The sequence below is a fragment of the Actinomadura citrea genome (genome assembly GCF_013409045.1).
Lineage (GTDB): Bacteria > Actinomycetota > Actinomycetes > Streptosporangiales > Streptosporangiaceae > Spirillospora > Spirillospora citrea.
Window position 1 is genome coordinate 1,914,527 of sequence record NZ_JACCBT010000001.1, and the last position, 15,623, is coordinate 1,930,149.

Genomic DNA, 15,623 nt, shown 5'->3' on the forward strand with positions numbered 1-15,623 from the left:
GGACCGTCCCGTCCGTGACGTCGGGAGCTGGGGACGGGTTGACGCCCCCGAAGTAATGGGCCGCGAAACATAAGTTGCCTTTCCCTAGGTCTTGTCGGGGTCGTCCGTAGCGTCCGGCCTGGGTATGTACGCACTGTGATGATCTTGCAACGCACGGTGACTGTAGTCCGGTGGCCGGGGGTGGCTGTCGTCGCGGCGGGTGTCCTCGCGGCCGCCACCCCGGGTGTCGCCCAGGCGGTGGCCGCACCTGCGCCGGTGGAGTCGCCGGCGGGGTCTGCGGCGCGGGCATGGACCGTGGCGGCGCCCCTGGATCCGCGCGACTTCGATCTGCGGCGCGGCACCGACCGGAGCGGAACGATCGGCGCGCTCGGCGGCAGGCTCCGCCGGACCGGCGTCGGCCCGCTGCTCCGCTCGTCCGGCCACGCCAGGCTGGGCGGCGGATGCGGCCGGGCCGCAGGTGTCCCGGCCGACTCGCTCGTCTACTGCTTCACCAGGGCGGACGGCACCGCCAGGGCCTGGGTTCCGCAGGGCGTCACGTCCGTCTCGGACGCGGCGGCGGGCGGAGCGTGGGCGGGCGGCGTCCGGCCGATCCTCGTGTCCTGGCACAACGGCGGCCGGGTCAGGCTCACGTTCGTCGACCCCGACCGGCGCGTGTACCGGCACGTCCTGCTCGTTGCGCCGGTGATGCGGGGCGGGCGGCCCACCTACACCGACGTCGGCGTCCACGCCGGCGGCATCGCCTGGTACGGCAACAAGCTGTACGTCGCCGACACCAGGCACGGGCTGCGCGAGTTCGACATGCGGCAGATCTTCGACCTGACCGCGAGCAAGGCGGGCTCGACCGGCCATGCCGACCGGATCGGGCTGTACGGCGGCACCTACTACGCCCACGGGTTCCGGTACGTGATGGCGCAGACGAGCAACTGGGAGTTCGCCCGCGGCCGGGTCGGCGCCAAGTGCAGGGGCTCGGGCCCGCTGCGCATGTCGTGGACGGCGGTCGACCGCACCACGTGGCCGCACGTCCTCATCGCGGGCGAGTACTGCCGCCCGAACTGGCCGCGGGGACGGGTGGTCACCTGGCCGCTGGAGGCGCTGGCCGGAGGAGGGACCGCGAGCGCCGACGGGGGCGCACGGCTCCCGGTGGACAGGGTCCAGGGCGCGGTCAGGACGCACGGGCAGTGGTGGTTCACCCAGAGCCGCGGCGGCAGGCGCGGCCGGCTCTTCTCGACCCGCCACACCGGCCGCGGCTGGGCCCCGGTGCGGCACCGCACGATCTCCTACGGGCCGGAGGACCTGTCGTGCCACCGGGGCCGCCACCGCATCTTCACGCTGGCGGAGCACCCGGGGCGGCGCGCCCTGTGGGCCTTCCGCGCGGCCTCCTGCTCCTGACCGCCGGCTCCCTCACACGCTGATCGTGGACCCGGCCGGCTCGGCCTCCTCGGCGGAGCGCGGCCGGGGCTCCCCGCGCGTCAGGGTGCCGATCACCACGGTGCCGACCGCCGCGAGGCCCAGCGCCGCCCCGATCCAGGCCGTGGACGGGTAGCCCTTCCCCGCGCCGATCGCGAGCCCGCCGAGCCACGGGCCCACCGTGATGCCGATGTTGAACGCGACGACGTTCCCGGCCGCGACCAGCGTCGACGCGCCGTCCACCATCCCGAACGCCCGCGAGTTGAGGGTCGGGTTCGTCCCGAATCCGACGAACCCCAGGAGGAACACCAGGACGACCACGGGCAGGGGCGACCTCGCCGCCAGGGCGAGCAGCACGGACACGACGGTGAGCCCTGCGAAGCCCGCGTACAGCGTCGGGACGGCCCACCGGTCGGCCGTCCGCCCGCCGAGCGTGATCCCGATGAGCGCGCCGACGCCGTAGAGCGCGAGCACGCCGGGGACCCACGCCTCCGCGATGCCCGTCGTCTCCGTCAGGAGCGCGCCCAGGTAGCCGAAGACGGCGAGGAGCCCGCTCGTGGCCAGGGCCGTCGTCCCGTACAGCAGCCACAGGCGGGGGACGGCCATCGCGCGCACCTCGTCCCGCACCCGGGGCGGCACGGCGTCCGCACGCGCGGCGGGGATCGTCGCGGCCACCCCCGCCATCGCGGCGGCCGACATCGCCGCGACCGCCCAGAACGCCGCCCGCCAGCCGAGATGCTGCCCGACCATCGTCCCCGCGGGCAGCCCGACGATCGCCGCGACCGTGAGGCCGCCCGCGACGACGCCCATCGCCTTCCCGCGCGCGTCGCGCGGCACGAGGCTCACGGCGGTCGCCGCCGCCACCGCCCAGAACCCCGCGTAGACGAACGCGCCGACGATCCGCATCGCGAACAGCGTCCAGTACCCCGGCGTGAGCGCGCTGACCACGTGCGTCAGCGCGAACACCGCGAGGAACGCCAGCATCGCCCGCCGGTGCGGCCAGCGCAGCGTCAGGACGGCGAGCAGCGGCGCCCCGGCCAGCATCCCGATCGCGAACGCCGAGATCAGCCACCCGGCGGCCGGCACGGACACGCCGAGGTCGTGCGCCATGCCGGGCAGGAGCCCCGCCAGCATCAGCTCCGACGTGCCCTGCGCGAAGATGGCCACGCCCAGCACGTAGACGGCCAGTGGCATCGTTGTCCTCCTGTGTATTGGATAGATCAGTACAAAATTCGGGCGTGAAAAAGGGCGGCTCACCGGTCGCCCGGGTCAGAGGGAGAGCATCGCGGTGTCCGCGATGGACCTGAGGGTGTCGGGACCGGCGCCGCCGCGCGCGGCCACCTGGATGCCGCTGATCGTGGAGATCATGAAGTGCGCCAGCGCGCCGGCGTCCTTGGCGGCGTCGATCTCGCCGTCGCGCATCCCGCCCTCGATCGCCGCCTTGAGGGTGGCGAAGCGCCGCCGCCGGTCCCGTTCGAGGCGCTCGGCGATCTCGGGATCGTGCGGGCCGAGCTCCACCGTCGCGTTCACGACCAGGCAGCCGGACGGGTCGTCCCCGTCCGGTTCGGCGGCCCAGTCCATGACCGCCCGGAGACGCTCGCGCACCGTGCCCTCGCCGTCCTGCAAGTGGTCGATGAGCCGGGTGGTCCGCACCTCCATGTAGTGCGCCAGCGCTTTGACGAACAGGTCGCGCTTGCTGGCGAAGGTGTTGTAGATGCTGCTGCGCCCGAGACCGGTCGCCGCGCACAACTCCTGCGTCGACGTCGCCTCGTAGCCGTCCGCCCAGAAGGCCCGCATGGCCGCCTCCACGGCCAGCCCCTCGTCGAACTTCCTCGGCCGTGCCATGGGATCACCGTAACACGTTATGGACAGCTCGATCCAATATCATCGGGACGGGTGGCCGAGCCGGACGAGCCGCTGCCGCCCGGGATGCGCCAGCAGGGCCTCGCCCGGCTCCAGAGGGCCCTGCAAGGTCGTGGGCACGTCCCAGAGATCCGCTTCCTGGCCGCCCACGCGGCCGGTCAGCAGGGCGGGCGCGCCGAGTCTCCGGAGCAACGCGACCACGGGGTCGAGCGGCTCCCCGGCCGTGATCTGGTGGTGGGCGAGGACGAGGTGGACGCCGTGCTCGCGCATCGTCCGCAGGACGGGAACGGCCGCCGCGAGCGGGTCGTCCCCGACCGGGCGCCGGCGGTGCGCCACGAGCACGTACACCTCGGGACCCGTGCCGCCGAGGGGAATCCCAGCGCTCCGTACGGCCTCGTCCAGCAGCCCGCCGAACTCCTCCGGCGACGCCGTGTACCGTACGCCGGCCTGTCTCCGCGCCTCCGCGTCCGCCAGGTCATGCGGGCTCATGTAGGTGTCCAGGACGTAGACGAGGCGGTCCCGCTCGGTGCCGCCCGAGGCGAGCCTCTCGGCGATCATGTGCACCAGGGGCGACTTACCCGTATCGCTCGGGCCGCTGATGAGCAGATGGCGATCGACGTCGAAGTCCAGGAGCACGGACTCGCCCGTCTCCGGGTCGCTCCCGAGCCGCACGGTCCGACTCGGCGAGGGCCGGGCGGCACCCGCCGGGGCCGCGGCGTCGAAGGTGTGAATCCATCTGATGCGGCGGGCGAGTTCGGGGACGGCTCGGCGAAGCTTCTCGAACTGCTCCGGCTCCCCGCAGAGGACGACCAGGGGGCCTTTGGGTTCCTCGGGCAGCGCGGAGAGCAAGGGGGCGAAGAGCGCCCGGACCGACGAGTCGTCCGGCGGCATCGCTCCCGGGTCGTCGAGATGGAGGAAGAGGACGCGGCTTCGGACGGCGCTGATGAGGTCCGGCCACCGTTCCGCGGAGTCGAAGGACCAGAGGTTCGGCACGTCGTCCTGGGACGAGGGAGGGCCGCTCTGCGCCAGGACCCCGAGTTCGTCGAGCTTCTCTACGTAGAGCTCCGCCGCCACCATCATCTCCGGCCTGTAGGCGGTCGGGAAGACCAGGTGACGAAGCGTGAGGGGATCGCCCGAACGCGCGGTCTCCGCGTCTGCTCGGAGGATGTCCCGGAGGGCCCGCACGGCCATGTTGTCGACGCGTCCGCCCTCGCGCGTCCAAAGGCCGATCCCGATCAACTCGTCCAGGTCGCCGAGCAGGCGGTTGACGGCCTCCAGGCGGGCGCTCTCCGGCGCGGTGCCCGCCGGGACGGCCGGCGAGGACTGCCGCGTTCGGCGGATGAAGTCTTCGACGGCCTCGCGAGGAGGTTCCGGCGCCACGGTGAACGGTTGGGGGGATCCGCCTCCGGCGAGGAGGTAGGCCGTTCGCTCGTCCGGGAACTGGAGACCCGCCTGTCCGAGGACGCGTTGGAGCTGGTCGGGCGGTAGGCGGCTCGCCGCGATGCGCCAGCCGAGGAGGGGCAGGAAGCGGTCCCAGATCGTGGTGTTCTCGACGGTGGACGAGGTGAGCAGCAGCTGGACGTCGAGCGCCCTGCCCCGTTGCGCCAGTGAGATGAGCGTCTCGCCCACCTCGCGCCTGCTGGGCGGGAACGTGAGCGACAGGTCGGCCACGACCAGCAGGCGCGGCCGCGTCTCGGTCGGCGAAGGCGGCGGGGCGACGGGCTGTTCGCCGGGCTGGTAGTCCTCGAAGAAGTCCCACCAGGCCTGGCTGACCGAGTGAGGGTCCCGGCGGAACCGCTCGTACAACTGGTGCAGCTCGTCGTCCGTGAGCTGGCCGGTGCCGAGACTCGAAGCCGCCGGCACGTTCCGCGGCGGGGCCGGGAACCGTGATTCGAGCTCATCGGACAGGAATTCGAAGAACAGCCGGAGTCTCTCCGGCGAGCCCAGCAGCTCTTCCTCCGAGTAGCGGACGTGCGGAAGGTCGATGGGCGCGCCCAGGGGATGTTCGCCCAGCCCCGCGAAGACGAACTGCAGGTCCGCCGGGGAGTGCCCTGCGGCGAGGGCCAGGGTGACGGCGCGAACGACCTTCTGGCGGGCCTCCGGGCTGCCGACGACCAGACCGTGCGGAATGCCCGATGAGCGATCGAGCGGATAGAGGCTGAGGAGATGCCCGTCCGGCCGGTGACCGATCGCCGGGCTGCGCGGCATGTCGGCGGGCAGTGCCCATGTCTCGTGCAACAACTCCCTCGACCCGCCCCCGTTCAACCGCAGAACGTCGAGCTCGGGCTCGCCTGTGAGCTGGAGGGGGTCAACCGGCTCTACGGGCTCAGAATTCGCGGGGTCCTCGGGCCGGGAGAGGAGACGCGCCTCCCGGCCGCGGCGCGCCATCAGCCCCAGGATCGGATCGACCGCGTCGAGTGGGACGTGTGCGGGCTCGAAGGCCGGGCGGGCCTCCTGCGCGAAGATGTGCACGGACGCGAGGTGTTCGCCCATGCGGCTCGGAGAGCCCACGTTCCAGCCCGCGAACCCGGCGATGCCCGGCGGCGCGGGCGAGTCGTTCGGCGAGCAGAAGACGAACCTGATCCCTTGGGCGGGTCCCTCCTCGCAGAGCGCGGCGAGGGGGTCGAGGAGTTCGGGCCGCGCGTCCAGCATGGGCCCGGTGTCGTCGATGATCACGACGAGGGCGGGCAGCGGATCGAGCGGCCGCCCGCCCGCGACGGCCGCCTGGTACTCGTCCCAGGTGGTGACCCCGGCGTCCTGGAGGACGGTCGCGCGGCGCTTCCGCTCGGTCTCCAGGGCCTCTGGGAGCCGGCCCAGCGCAGACGGGTCCGTCCACTGGGTGTGGAGGGGCATTGCGACGTGAGGAAGGAGATGCACCAGGGGGAAGGACGTGGCCGGGCTGTGGTCGACGAACGCGAAGTTGACGATGTTCGGGGAGTGGTCGAGCGCCAGGCTGAGGACGAGGGTCCGCAGCAGCGATTCCCGGAACGCCTCAGGGCCGGTGATCAGGCCGTGCGGCAGGTCGGGGTTGCCGCGCAGGACGTCGACCGACACGAGGTCCTCGCCGTCCACGCCGATCACCGTGGGGCGCGGGCCGCGGTCCCAGCCGTCCCCGATCAGTTCCTCGACCGGGGAGTCGAGAAGTTCCAGCAGGTCGGGGGCAGAAGCCGCAGGAGCGGGGGCGGGGCCGGGGGTGAGGTGGGAGCGGGTCTGCGGGGTGAGGAGGGCGAAGTGGTCGGTTTCGGCGGTGAGGACGACCGGGCCGCCGTCGGCCGGGAGGAGGGCGCGGAACGTTTCGGCGCTCGTGCCGGCGCGGCGCTCGATCTCGGCGGAGACCGCTTCCAGGACGTGCCGGGTGTGCAGGGCCTCGGGGCGCGGAAGGGTGTCGAGGAGGGCCTCGCGGGCGCCGGGGACGAACGCGTAGCGCACGTCGCCGGCGGGGCGGAGCAGGCCGCTCAGCAGCACCTCGGCGAGCTGCCCGGGGCCGGAGCCGCCGAGGACCCGGTGCTGGATCAGGCGCATCACCGGCAGCGACGGGACGGAGACCGCGACGTGGGCGGCCAGTTCGGCGGCGGCCGGGGACGCGGTGGCGAGGAAGCGGCGGACGCGCTCGGCGACCGGCAGTTCCTGCTCGCGCCGCACCGGCGCCGCCCCGGACGGGCGGGCCGGCAGCGTCGCGACGGCGGCGGGCTGCGGGTCGGAGCCGGAGACGAGCCGGGCCCACGCGCCGAACCAGCGCGGCGCGATCTCCAGGACGGGGACGAGCACGCCGGGGCCGGCGGCGCCGTCGTAGGGGGCGAAGCGCAGGTCGGTGTTCGGGGCGCCGGGGCGGGGGAGGACGGCGAGGCCGGGTGAGGTCGGCGCGGCGGTGCGGCGCCAGAGGCGTTCGGCGAGCGGCTGGACGATCGCGGTCGGTCCGGCCTGCGACCAGCGGCGCACGGCCTGCACGGCGCGTCCGTTCCACCAGTGGGGGCCCGAGCAGTCGCTGAGGACGAGCACGGCCCGTCGCCCGGAGGCGTCCAGGAGCGTTCCCGGGTCCTGGGGCGGTGCCTCGGGCGTGGAGGCGACGCGGCCTTTCCCGTCGAGGTAGCTGAGGTGGACGTCCTGGAACGCGCCCTGGCGGAGCAGCGTCTCGGCGAGCTCGCGGGCGAGGGGGCGCCACAGCCGCATGCTGTGGCCGGTGTCGACGACCAGGTCGAGGCCGAGCCAGCGTTCGGGGGACGGGACGAGGACGGGCGTCCACAGCCGGGTGTCGGCGATGCGCGCGGCGGTGGCGTCCTCGTCCACCTCGACGCGGTGCCGGGACGGGACGCGCCGTTTCAACGGGCGCAGCGCCCGCTGGACGCCGAGCGGGTCGGCCAGCATCGGCGCGGTCGGGACGAGCACCTCGGACGCGCGGCCCACCGGCTCCGCTCCGGCGTCCGGGCGCGGGTGAAGCCCGGTCAGCGGTTCGGACGGGCGCGGGGCCGGGGGCTCCGGCGGCTTGGGCGGCGCGGGGGCGTCCACGGGCTCGTCCACGACCGGAGGTGGGACCGGCGGAACGGCGGCGGGCTGCTCCCCGGCCGGGGAGATGTGGCAGGCGAGCCAGAGCATCTCGCTCAGCTCGCGGGCGTCCGGCGGCGGCCCGATGGCCGACAGGGCGTCCCGGAGCCGGTCAATCGTCATCGACGGGCCCGGTCAGGTAGGGCATGATCCGGTCGGCCAGGGCGCGGCGGTCCTCGGTGTCGGCGTGGCGGCACAGGTAGACGGCGTTGAGGAGCTGGTCGGTGGCCAGCGTGCCGGACGCGGAGCGCTCGAAGAAGCGGCGGACGAGGTCGTCGCTCTGGTCGGCGAGCGACCCGAGGTGCTCGCGGACGATCGCCGACAGCTCGGCCTCGTCCGACGGCTGCCGCAGCTCCACGGTCACGCAGCGCCGCAGGAAGGCGGGCGGGAACTCGCGCTCGCCGTTGCTGGTCATCACGACCAGCGGGAACGCGCGGCAGCGGACCGTCCCGGCGGTGACGGTGACCCGCCCGCCCGGCCCGTCGGCGGTCATGACCTCGGCGACCGGGTCGGCCCGCCGGGTCAGCTCGGGCAGCTCGTACTCGCCCTTCTCGAAGATGGTGAGCAGGTCGTTGGGCAGGTCGATGTCGCTCTTGTCGATCTCGTCGACCAGCAGGACGCGCGGCCGCCGGTAGGGCAGCAGCGCCGTGCCGAGCGGGCCGAGGCGGATGTAGCGGCCGATGTCCTCCTCGCGGGACGCGTCGTCCCGTCCCGCCGCGTCGCCCCGTCCGGCCGCGTACAGGCGGGTGAGCGGGTCGTACTGGTAGAGGCCGTCGCGGAGCGTGGTCCGGCTGGTGATGGGCCAGTGCAGGACGGGCCCGAGACCCAGTTCGTGGGCGACGGCGTAGGCCAGCGTGGACTTCCCGGTGCCGGGCGGCCCCGTCACCAGCAGCGGGCGGCGCAGATACAGGGCGGCGTTCACCTGCTGCACGGCATCGTCGGACGGACGGTACGTGGTCGCCTGGTGCTCGTTCCCGGAACCGCCGGAAGGGGTCTCCATGACGGGCTCGCCGTCGAACGCGCGCCAGCGCGGCGGAGGAGGCAGCCGGTCGATGCCGTCGTGCGTGCTTCGGCTCCCTGTGTAGAGCAGCCAGTCGGGCACCTATACCTCCATCGCGAGCGGGGGGTCGGGCAGCCGGGACGGATCGTCCCACAGCAGCGTCAGGTCGCGCCCGCAGTGCGGTGCGTCCTTGGGGGCGACGAGCGCGGCCTTGCGCAGCGCGAGCGCCAGCCGTGGCAGGTCGCCCGGGTGCCGGTCGCCGACCGCCGCGGTCAGCTCGTCGAGGACGCGGTGCCCCCGGCAGTCTCCGTGCGAGGACGCGTCGCACGGGGTGCGCGTCCACATCATGACGGGGATGCCGTTGTTGAGCGCGGCCGTCAGCCAGCTCTTCACCGGACGCGACCCGTACACCAGGACGCAGAAGTCGATGTTGGCCTCCAGCCAGTCCTGGAAGTCGCTGCCCTTGCGCGGGGCGTCGCACGCGATGGGGCGCGGGTCGCTGCGGCCGCGCTCGTTCAGCAGCCGCCAGCGGTGGTGGGCCTGGTCGCGGCGGATCGAGTCGGGCCGCAGCCGCTCCACGTCCCGCACCACCACCGGGTACTTGCGCATGGGGATCCTGTTGCGCGGGTCGACGTACCACTGCTCGAACGGCTTGCCGAGCCAGCCCTCCGGCACCGCGAACTCGATCATCCACTCGCGGCCGAACAGCGCGGGCGCGAGCGCCGCCACGCCCGCCTCGACCACCGGCCGCACCCGCCGGTCCGGGACGCGCTCGGTCGGCCGTCCCGGCCCCTCGGCGCCGTCGATCCAGGTGTGCACGGTCACGTCGAAGGCGTTGTCGAACGTGGCCCGCTCCAGCCGGACGATCACCGATGCGGGTCCTGAGCGCGGGGCGGCGGGCGCGGCGCCGGGCAGGTGCCGCGCGGACCACGCGGCGAGCCGCCGCCGGGCGGAGCCGGGCAGGTGCGGCCCGAGCGCCGCCACGTACCGGACGAGCCGGTCCGGCTCCCAGCCCTCGGCCACGTAGCGCACCGAGCCCCACGCCGACCGGAAACCGCCGAACGCCCGCCGGCCCGTGATCCGTTCGAGGTCGGCGGCGAGCGGGTCGGTGTAGCGGACGCCGTCCAGGAGGTCCCGCAGCTCGCGGCGGGCCTCGGGGGTGAGCCACCGGAGCGGCAGCAGGTCGTCCAGTTCCTCCCAGTACGTACGGATGTGCTCGACGGGCAGCATCCAGCCGAGGTCGGCCCGGCCTCCGTCCCGCAGCTCGGCGTTCGTCACCATGCCGATGACCTCGCCCGTCGCCGTGTCGTACACGGCGGACCCGCTGTACCCCTCCTCCAGCCAGTCGCCCTGGCCGGTCTTCAGCTCCCACCACTCGTGCCGCATCCCGCGATGCGGGAACGTCGTCACGGACGCGTGCCGCTCGTTCTGGTCGGGACGGCGCGGGAACCCGCACACCCCGAACGTCCGCTCGCCGAGGCTCCCCGCGTGCAGGCCGTCCGGCGCGGCCAGCGTGGCGGGGGTCAGCGCGACGGGCTCGCGCAGTTCGAGGACGGCGACGTCGCCGGGGTCGCCCGGCCGCCTCCAGCCGCCGCGCCGCACGACCCTGGCGGGCAGGTCCTCCAGCAGGCCGGGGAACCCGACGCGCACCTCGTCCCGGCCGTGGACGGTGTGGGCGCAGGTCAGCAGCCGCGTCGCGGTGACGAGGAACGCCGCGCCGAACTTGCCCCCGGACGGCGGGCCGACCCAGGCGCGCCACTGCCAGTCGTCCACGTCGCGGCTACGCCCCCTCCGCGGCGCGCGGCGGCTGCCCCCACGTCATCTTGACCTTCAGGTGGCCCTCGACGGTCGTCTTCGCGATGACGGCCCCGGCCGCCGCGTTCAGCTTGACGCCGAACTCCAGCTCGACGCCGTCGGGGTCCAGGTCGCCTCCGCGCAGCGACGCGAGCGCCGCCTGCGCCGCCTCCCGGACGTGCTGGAACGCGTCCTCCAGCCGGCCCGCCGCGTCGTAGATCAGATCGCCGGTGCGGGACACCGACTGGAAGCCCGGCTCCAGGTCGTCGGTCTCCACGACGATGGTCCCGTTCTCGGTCTGCCAGCGCACCAGTTCGTTCACCCGACAAACCTAACAAGATCATGCGTTGTGGGGTGCTTTGCTGGGGGGACCGCACCGGAGGCGGCGCGGCCACAGGAGGACATGATGATCACCGTCGAGCAGGTGCGGGCCCTCGCGATGACGCTGCCCCGCACGTCCGAGCACCTGATCAGGGACCGGGTGAAGTTCCGCGTCGGCTCCATCGTCTACGTCGCCTTCTCGCGGGACGAGACCGTCATGGGTTTCGCGTTCCCCAAGGAGGAGCGGCTCTCCCTCGTCGAATCGGAGCCGGAGAAGTTCCACCTGCCCGGTGAATCCGACATGCGCTTCAACTGGGTGCACGCCTGGACGGCGGCGCTGGACGAGGCGGAAATGGAAGAGCTCGTCATCGACGCGTGGCTGATGGTCGTCCCGAAGAAGGTCGCCGCCGCCCGCCTCGGCCTTCAGGACGGATGACGCCCCCCGGCCTCCCGCGCCGACCGGTGCGGCCTCAGTGCGGCGGCGGCAGCGGGTCGACGGCGTTGCCGGCGCTGCAGCCGCCCTCGCCCGCCATCCGCTGCATGCGGGGCGGCGTCCACACGCTGGTGCGGCCAGGCGCGACGCGGGCCAGGACGCAGTCGAAGGCGTCCGAACCGTAGGGCCTCACGATGAGGGCCACGCCGACCACGTCGCCCTCGGTCGCGAACTCGCGCCGGATCGCCGGGTCGAGCCGCAGCGAGGCGACCGCCGCGCGGACCTTCGCCTCGTCCGCCCCGCCCCCCTTCGGGACGCGGGGCAGCGCCTTGCGCAGCCGCTCGAACGGGATCTCCGGCGCCTTCGGCCACGGCTTGAACGTGAGCGGGCCCCCGGACGGGCACGCCACCTGCCGGGTCCCGTAGTGCTGCCATTCGGTGGTGGTCGAGAACCGCATTTCGAAGCATCTCCGCACGGTGATCGTCGAGGTCGCGAACCAGCCGCCGTCCGGCGCCGTCCCGGACGTCCGGAGCACGAGCCGCACCCCGTCCCCGGCGGTCGAGACACCGGTCACCCGCATGACCTCCACGCCGTCGAGGTCCGCCGCCCGGTGCCCCACGTCCCGCGCGGGCCGTACCCGGGAGTCGTGGACCCGGTCCCCGGCCCGCTCGGCGGCCTTCCGCGCGTCCGCCGCAGCGATCTTTTCCGGGCTCCGGCCCACCTGCCCGCAGCCGGCGGCGAGCAGGACGACCAGCGGGATCACGTATCGGCGCATGCGCCCAATGATCCCGACGGCCGCGACGCGGCGGTATCCGCTCTCGTACTCATCCGGCACCGTGTCAGGCGTCCGCCGGCTGCGCCTCGGGCGCTGCCGGGGCCGACTCGGCCTCCGGCGCGGCCGGGACCGGACGGCGGCGGCCCCACGCCATCGCGGCGGCGAAACACGCGAACGGCAGGGCGGGCAGCATGTAGCGGTAGTCGAAGTCGACCGTGATCGGAGGGATGGCCAGGAGGGCGACACCGGACGTCCAGAACAGCGCCGTCCGCGCGCGCGCCCGTCGCCACACGATCCCGGCCGCGCCCGCGAGCAGCACCACGCCGAGCACCGTCCCCGGCACGCTCACGTGCTCCTGGTAACCGCGCAGCACACCGGCGTACGGCTCGACGACGTGCGTGCGGCCCGTTCCGTGCGAGTACTCGTACACGACCGCCCCCCGGGTGCCGCCCCCGTAGACGGGCAGTTCCGGCTTGCGCGCCGTGGGCTTCGTGGGGAAGTGGTACCTGGCCTCGGTGCCCACGGTCGGGTAACGCGACCGGTGCCACGAGAACGTCCGGACGAAGAAGTCGTAGGAGACCACGCGCAGGTAGTCGAGCGGCTGGTTCTTGATCGCCCACACCGCGAACCGCTGCGCCCGGGCGTTCGTCTCCTCGTCGAACGCCCGTCCGTTGGACCAGCCGGTCGGCGAGTTGTCCTCCCAGATCTGGTGGGACGAGGCGGGCCGGTCGCCCTTGGCGCCGTACGGGCACAGCCTCGCCAGGTCCGGAGGGGGCGTGAACGCGTCGCAGTCGGCGAACGCCGCCGTCCGCCCCCACAGGAAGACGCCGTCCACGCCCGTCATCTGGAACCGGCCATGGTCCCGCTGGAACCACGTCGCGTACGCCCCGACGGGCAGCGCGAACGTCACGGCGAGCGCCACGTACACCGGCCACCGCGTCCGCCTGAGCAGCAGGTAGAGGACGGCGATCAGGAACAGCGGCACTCCCACGGACCGCGTGACGGCCGCCACGCCGAGCAGCGAGCCCACCAGCGCGGCCCGCCGCCACCCGGCCTCTCCCGGCTTCGCCAGCAGCAGCATCGCGCCGAACACCAGGGCGGTGAACAGGGTGTCCGACAGCAGCAGATGCTCAAGCTCGACCTGGAAGGCGTCCAGCAGCATCGGCGCGACCGCCAGCGCCGCCCAGGTCCGCCGGACCTCGAAGTCGCGGACCAGCATCCGGTACCCGAGCACCGCCAGCCCGAGGACCGCCGCGTGCTGGAGAACCGTCACCAGCGCCAGGCTGTGGAACGGCTTCAACACCCACAGGAAGAGCCCGTACCCGGACGGCCTCAGCGGGTGCGGGAACGGGTCGTCCGCGATCCGGACGAAGTCGTAGCTGTCGTTGAACCACAGCACGCCCCGGAACCCCACCATGGCGAGCACCCGCAGCACGACGCCCACGAGCAGCACCGCGCAGAACAGCCAGTTGCGGCGGACGGTCGAAGGGGAGAACGACACCGGGAACCTAACTGTGGGACGTGCGGGCGGACAGGATCCTGCGCCGGTCCGGAACCGGCGGCGTCACGCCGGGGCGGGCCACTACGTCACTCACTTCCGCCCACGTATCGGCCGAGAGCCTACCAGCGCAGCCCCGGCCCCTCCGTGGACGGCCAGGTGGCGGCGGCCCCCGGCGGGCGGTGTTGACGATGGCCGGGAGTGCGGGACGGTAGGGGCTCGGGACGAGCCGTCCCTCCACACAAACAAAAGACCCCGAAGGAGACCTGTCATGGCATTGAGGCGCAGTCGAGGAGAAGAAGAACGGCTCAGTGAAACCCAGCAGGCTTGCGGAACCCGGGCCGAGGAGTACACCCTCCTGGCCCTGCGTACGACCGACCCCATCGTCAGGGAAGGTGCCTGGGAGATGGCCGCGGTGAGCAATCGCAACGCCGGGCAGACGCTCCTGGAGTCGCTGAAGGACCCGGGCAACAAGGTCACACCCGCGATGCGGGCGGCGCGGCAGGCGCTGCAGGCGCCGGAAGACGGCGCCTGATCAACTCAACGGCCGGCGACCGTACCTGGCCGGCCGGAGACCACCCATAGAAGCGGGCCCTTGCGGGCCGCTTCTATGGGTTTGTCCCATCGGGGTCCACCACTGCGCAGCCGGTGCCGCTGCTCGTCCATGCCGACCGGCCGCACCACCGGCACATGCCCTGGGATCAGGTGGCCTGCGCGTCCGCCGTCAGGTAGTCGGCCCGGCCTTCGTCGTCGAGCTCGAACGGGCCTTTCGGGATGATGCAGAACTCGTTGCCCTCGGGATCGGCCATGACAAGGAAGCCCCCGGGGTCGTACTCGGTCAGTCGCCGTCCGCCCAGCGCCTCCACTCTGGCCTGCTCGGCGGCTGGATCCTCCGACTCCAGATCCAGGTGCAGCCGGTTCTTCGCGGACTTGGAGCCGTCGGTGCGCTGGAAGCCCACGCCCAGCCCGTTCCTGCGCTCCAGCCAGACGTACGGGCCGGTACGCCCGGTGATCGGCCGGTCGAGCAGCTCGCTCCAGAAGGCCGCCAGCCGATCCGGGTCGACGGCGTCGACGATCACGCAGTTGATGTCCATGGTCACCAACCTGCCAGGAAGCGGTCCCCAGGTGCCTGGCGATCGGTGGTGCGCCTGGATGAGCAGGCGCGATGGAGCCGGTCGGTCATCCGGCGAGGTAGGTCTCGTAGACGACCTCCGCGGAGCGGCGTCCGCCGACGGTGACGAAGACGCCCTTGTTCAGCCAGTCGAGACCGCGGGCGGCGGTTTCGATCTCGGTGGCCGCCCGGAAGACGTACTCACTCGGGTCGACGTCCTCGCCGCGGCCGAGCCGGGCGAGCACCTCCGCGCTCCCGTGACGCACCGACCGCGACCGGACGTAGAGCAGGTCGCCGGCGTCGGTTCGCAGGGTGTAGCGGATGTCGCCCAGCGCGGTACCGTCCGCCAGCGCGATCTGCCAGTCGGCGCTGGCCCCCGGCAGCAGGATCCCCCGGATGTCGGGTCCGGCGAAGGTTCCGCCGGTCAGGGCGACGATGCGCCGATGCCCCGCGGCGACCTCGCCCAGGTCCAGCGGCGCATCGAGAGCGGCTTCCAGCCGGTACACCAGCGTCAGCCGGGGTCCGGGCAGCCGGCCGCCGGCGGGGCCGGGAGCGGCGGCGCGGGCGGGGTCGTTGGGGTGGGGGCCGAGCGGTGTGACGGTGATGCGCATCCAGTCGTACAGCGGTAGGCCCCGGAGCAGGGCGTCGAGTTGGGGCCGGTCGTCGGCGCGGTACAACCCCATGATCGGGGAAGTGCCGGGCACGGCCCAGATGCGGGCGATGTGCCCCTGAGCCGCCAGGTCGGCCGCCGCGGCCGCCTCCGCGTCCCGGCGCCGCTCGATCTCGGCGTCGGAGGTCCCGGCGGGGACGTCGACCCGGAACTGGACGAGGTACTCCATAACGTTCTCCTCCTCTCGGGAGCGCGATGCAGCGGGCCGT

General features: G+C 73.3%; 13 protein-coding genes. 3 read left to right on the plus strand and 10 right to left on the minus strand.

Annotated elements, in window-relative coordinates; genetic code table 11:
- Positions 1-180: 180 nt before the first annotated feature.
- Positions 181-1,389 (plus strand): hypothetical protein, encoded by a 1,209-nt coding sequence (locus BJ999_RS09010; protein WP_179832869.1) that lies wholly within the window; start codon positions 181-183, stop codon positions 1,387-1,389.
- A gap of 12 nt (positions 1,390-1,401) precedes the next feature.
- Here BJ999_RS09010 and BJ999_RS09015 read toward each other — a convergent pair whose 3' ends face one another.
- The 6 genes from BJ999_RS09015 to BJ999_RS09040 all read right to left on the minus strand — a co-directional run bounded on the left by BJ999_RS09015 (position 1,402) and on the right by BJ999_RS09040 (position 10,928).
- Entirely contained in the window at positions 1,402-2,601 is a 1,200-nt protein-coding gene (locus BJ999_RS09015) for a Cmx/CmrA family chloramphenicol efflux MFS transporter (RefSeq protein ID WP_179832870.1), read from the minus strand.
- Between the two features lie 75 nt (positions 2,602-2,676).
- Positions 2,677-3,252, minus strand: a complete 576-nt coding sequence (locus tag BJ999_RS09020; protein ID WP_179832871.1) for a TetR/AcrR family transcriptional regulator — start codon at positions 3,250-3,252, stop codon at positions 2,677-2,679.
- A gap of 39 nt (positions 3,253-3,291) precedes the next feature.
- Positions 3,292-7,935, minus strand: a complete 4,644-nt coding sequence (locus BJ999_RS09025) for an SAV_2336 N-terminal domain-related protein (protein WP_179832872.1) — start codon at positions 7,933-7,935, stop codon at positions 3,292-3,294.
- On the minus strand, positions 7,925-8,914 hold the full coding sequence (locus tag BJ999_RS09030) for an AAA family ATPase (RefSeq protein ID WP_179832873.1): 990 nt from the start codon (positions 8,912-8,914) through the stop codon (positions 7,925-7,927). The genes BJ999_RS09025 and BJ999_RS09030 overlap by 11 nt, the downstream gene beginning before the upstream one ends.
- Positions 8,915-10,585, minus strand: coding sequence for a VMAP-C domain-containing protein (locus BJ999_RS09035; RefSeq protein ID WP_179832874.1), 1,671 nt, complete (start codon positions 10,583-10,585; stop codon positions 8,915-8,917).
- A gap of 7 nt (positions 10,586-10,592) precedes the next feature.
- Positions 10,593-10,928 (minus strand): CU044_2847 family protein, encoded by a 336-nt coding sequence (locus tag BJ999_RS09040; RefSeq protein ID WP_179832875.1) that lies wholly within the window; start codon positions 10,926-10,928, stop codon positions 10,593-10,595.
- Between the two features lie 84 nt (positions 10,929-11,012).
- On the opposite strand from BJ999_RS09040, the gene BJ999_RS09045 reads away from it, so the two are divergent.
- Positions 11,013-11,363, plus strand: a complete 351-nt coding sequence (locus tag BJ999_RS09045; protein WP_179832876.1) for an MmcQ/YjbR family DNA-binding protein — start codon at positions 11,013-11,015, stop codon at positions 11,361-11,363.
- Between the two features lie 34 nt (positions 11,364-11,397).
- Here BJ999_RS09045 and BJ999_RS09050 read toward each other — a convergent pair whose 3' ends face one another.
- Positions 11,398-12,135, minus strand: a complete 738-nt coding sequence (locus tag BJ999_RS09050) for a translation initiation factor IF-2 (protein ID WP_179832877.1) — start codon at positions 12,133-12,135, stop codon at positions 11,398-11,400.
- A gap of 64 nt (positions 12,136-12,199) precedes the next feature.
- On the minus strand, positions 12,200-13,636 hold the full coding sequence (locus BJ999_RS09055) for a hypothetical protein (RefSeq protein ID WP_179832878.1): 1,437 nt from the start codon (positions 13,634-13,636) through the stop codon (positions 12,200-12,202).
- A gap of 268 nt (positions 13,637-13,904) precedes the next feature.
- Here BJ999_RS09055 and BJ999_RS09060 point away from each other — a divergent pair, with 268 nt between their 5' ends.
- Entirely contained in the window at positions 13,905-14,168 is a 264-nt protein-coding gene (locus BJ999_RS09060) for a hypothetical protein (protein WP_179832879.1), read from the plus strand.
- A gap of 166 nt (positions 14,169-14,334) precedes the next feature.
- On the opposite strand, the gene BJ999_RS09065 is transcribed toward BJ999_RS09060, so the two are convergent.
- Positions 14,335-14,727 (minus strand): VOC family protein, encoded by a 393-nt coding sequence (locus BJ999_RS09065; protein WP_179832880.1) that lies wholly within the window; start codon positions 14,725-14,727, stop codon positions 14,335-14,337.
- A gap of 85 nt (positions 14,728-14,812) precedes the next feature.
- Positions 14,813-15,583, minus strand: coding sequence for a muconolactone Delta-isomerase family protein (locus BJ999_RS09070; RefSeq protein WP_179832881.1), 771 nt, complete (start codon positions 15,581-15,583; stop codon positions 14,813-14,815).
- Positions 15,584-15,623: the final 40 nt, after the last annotated feature.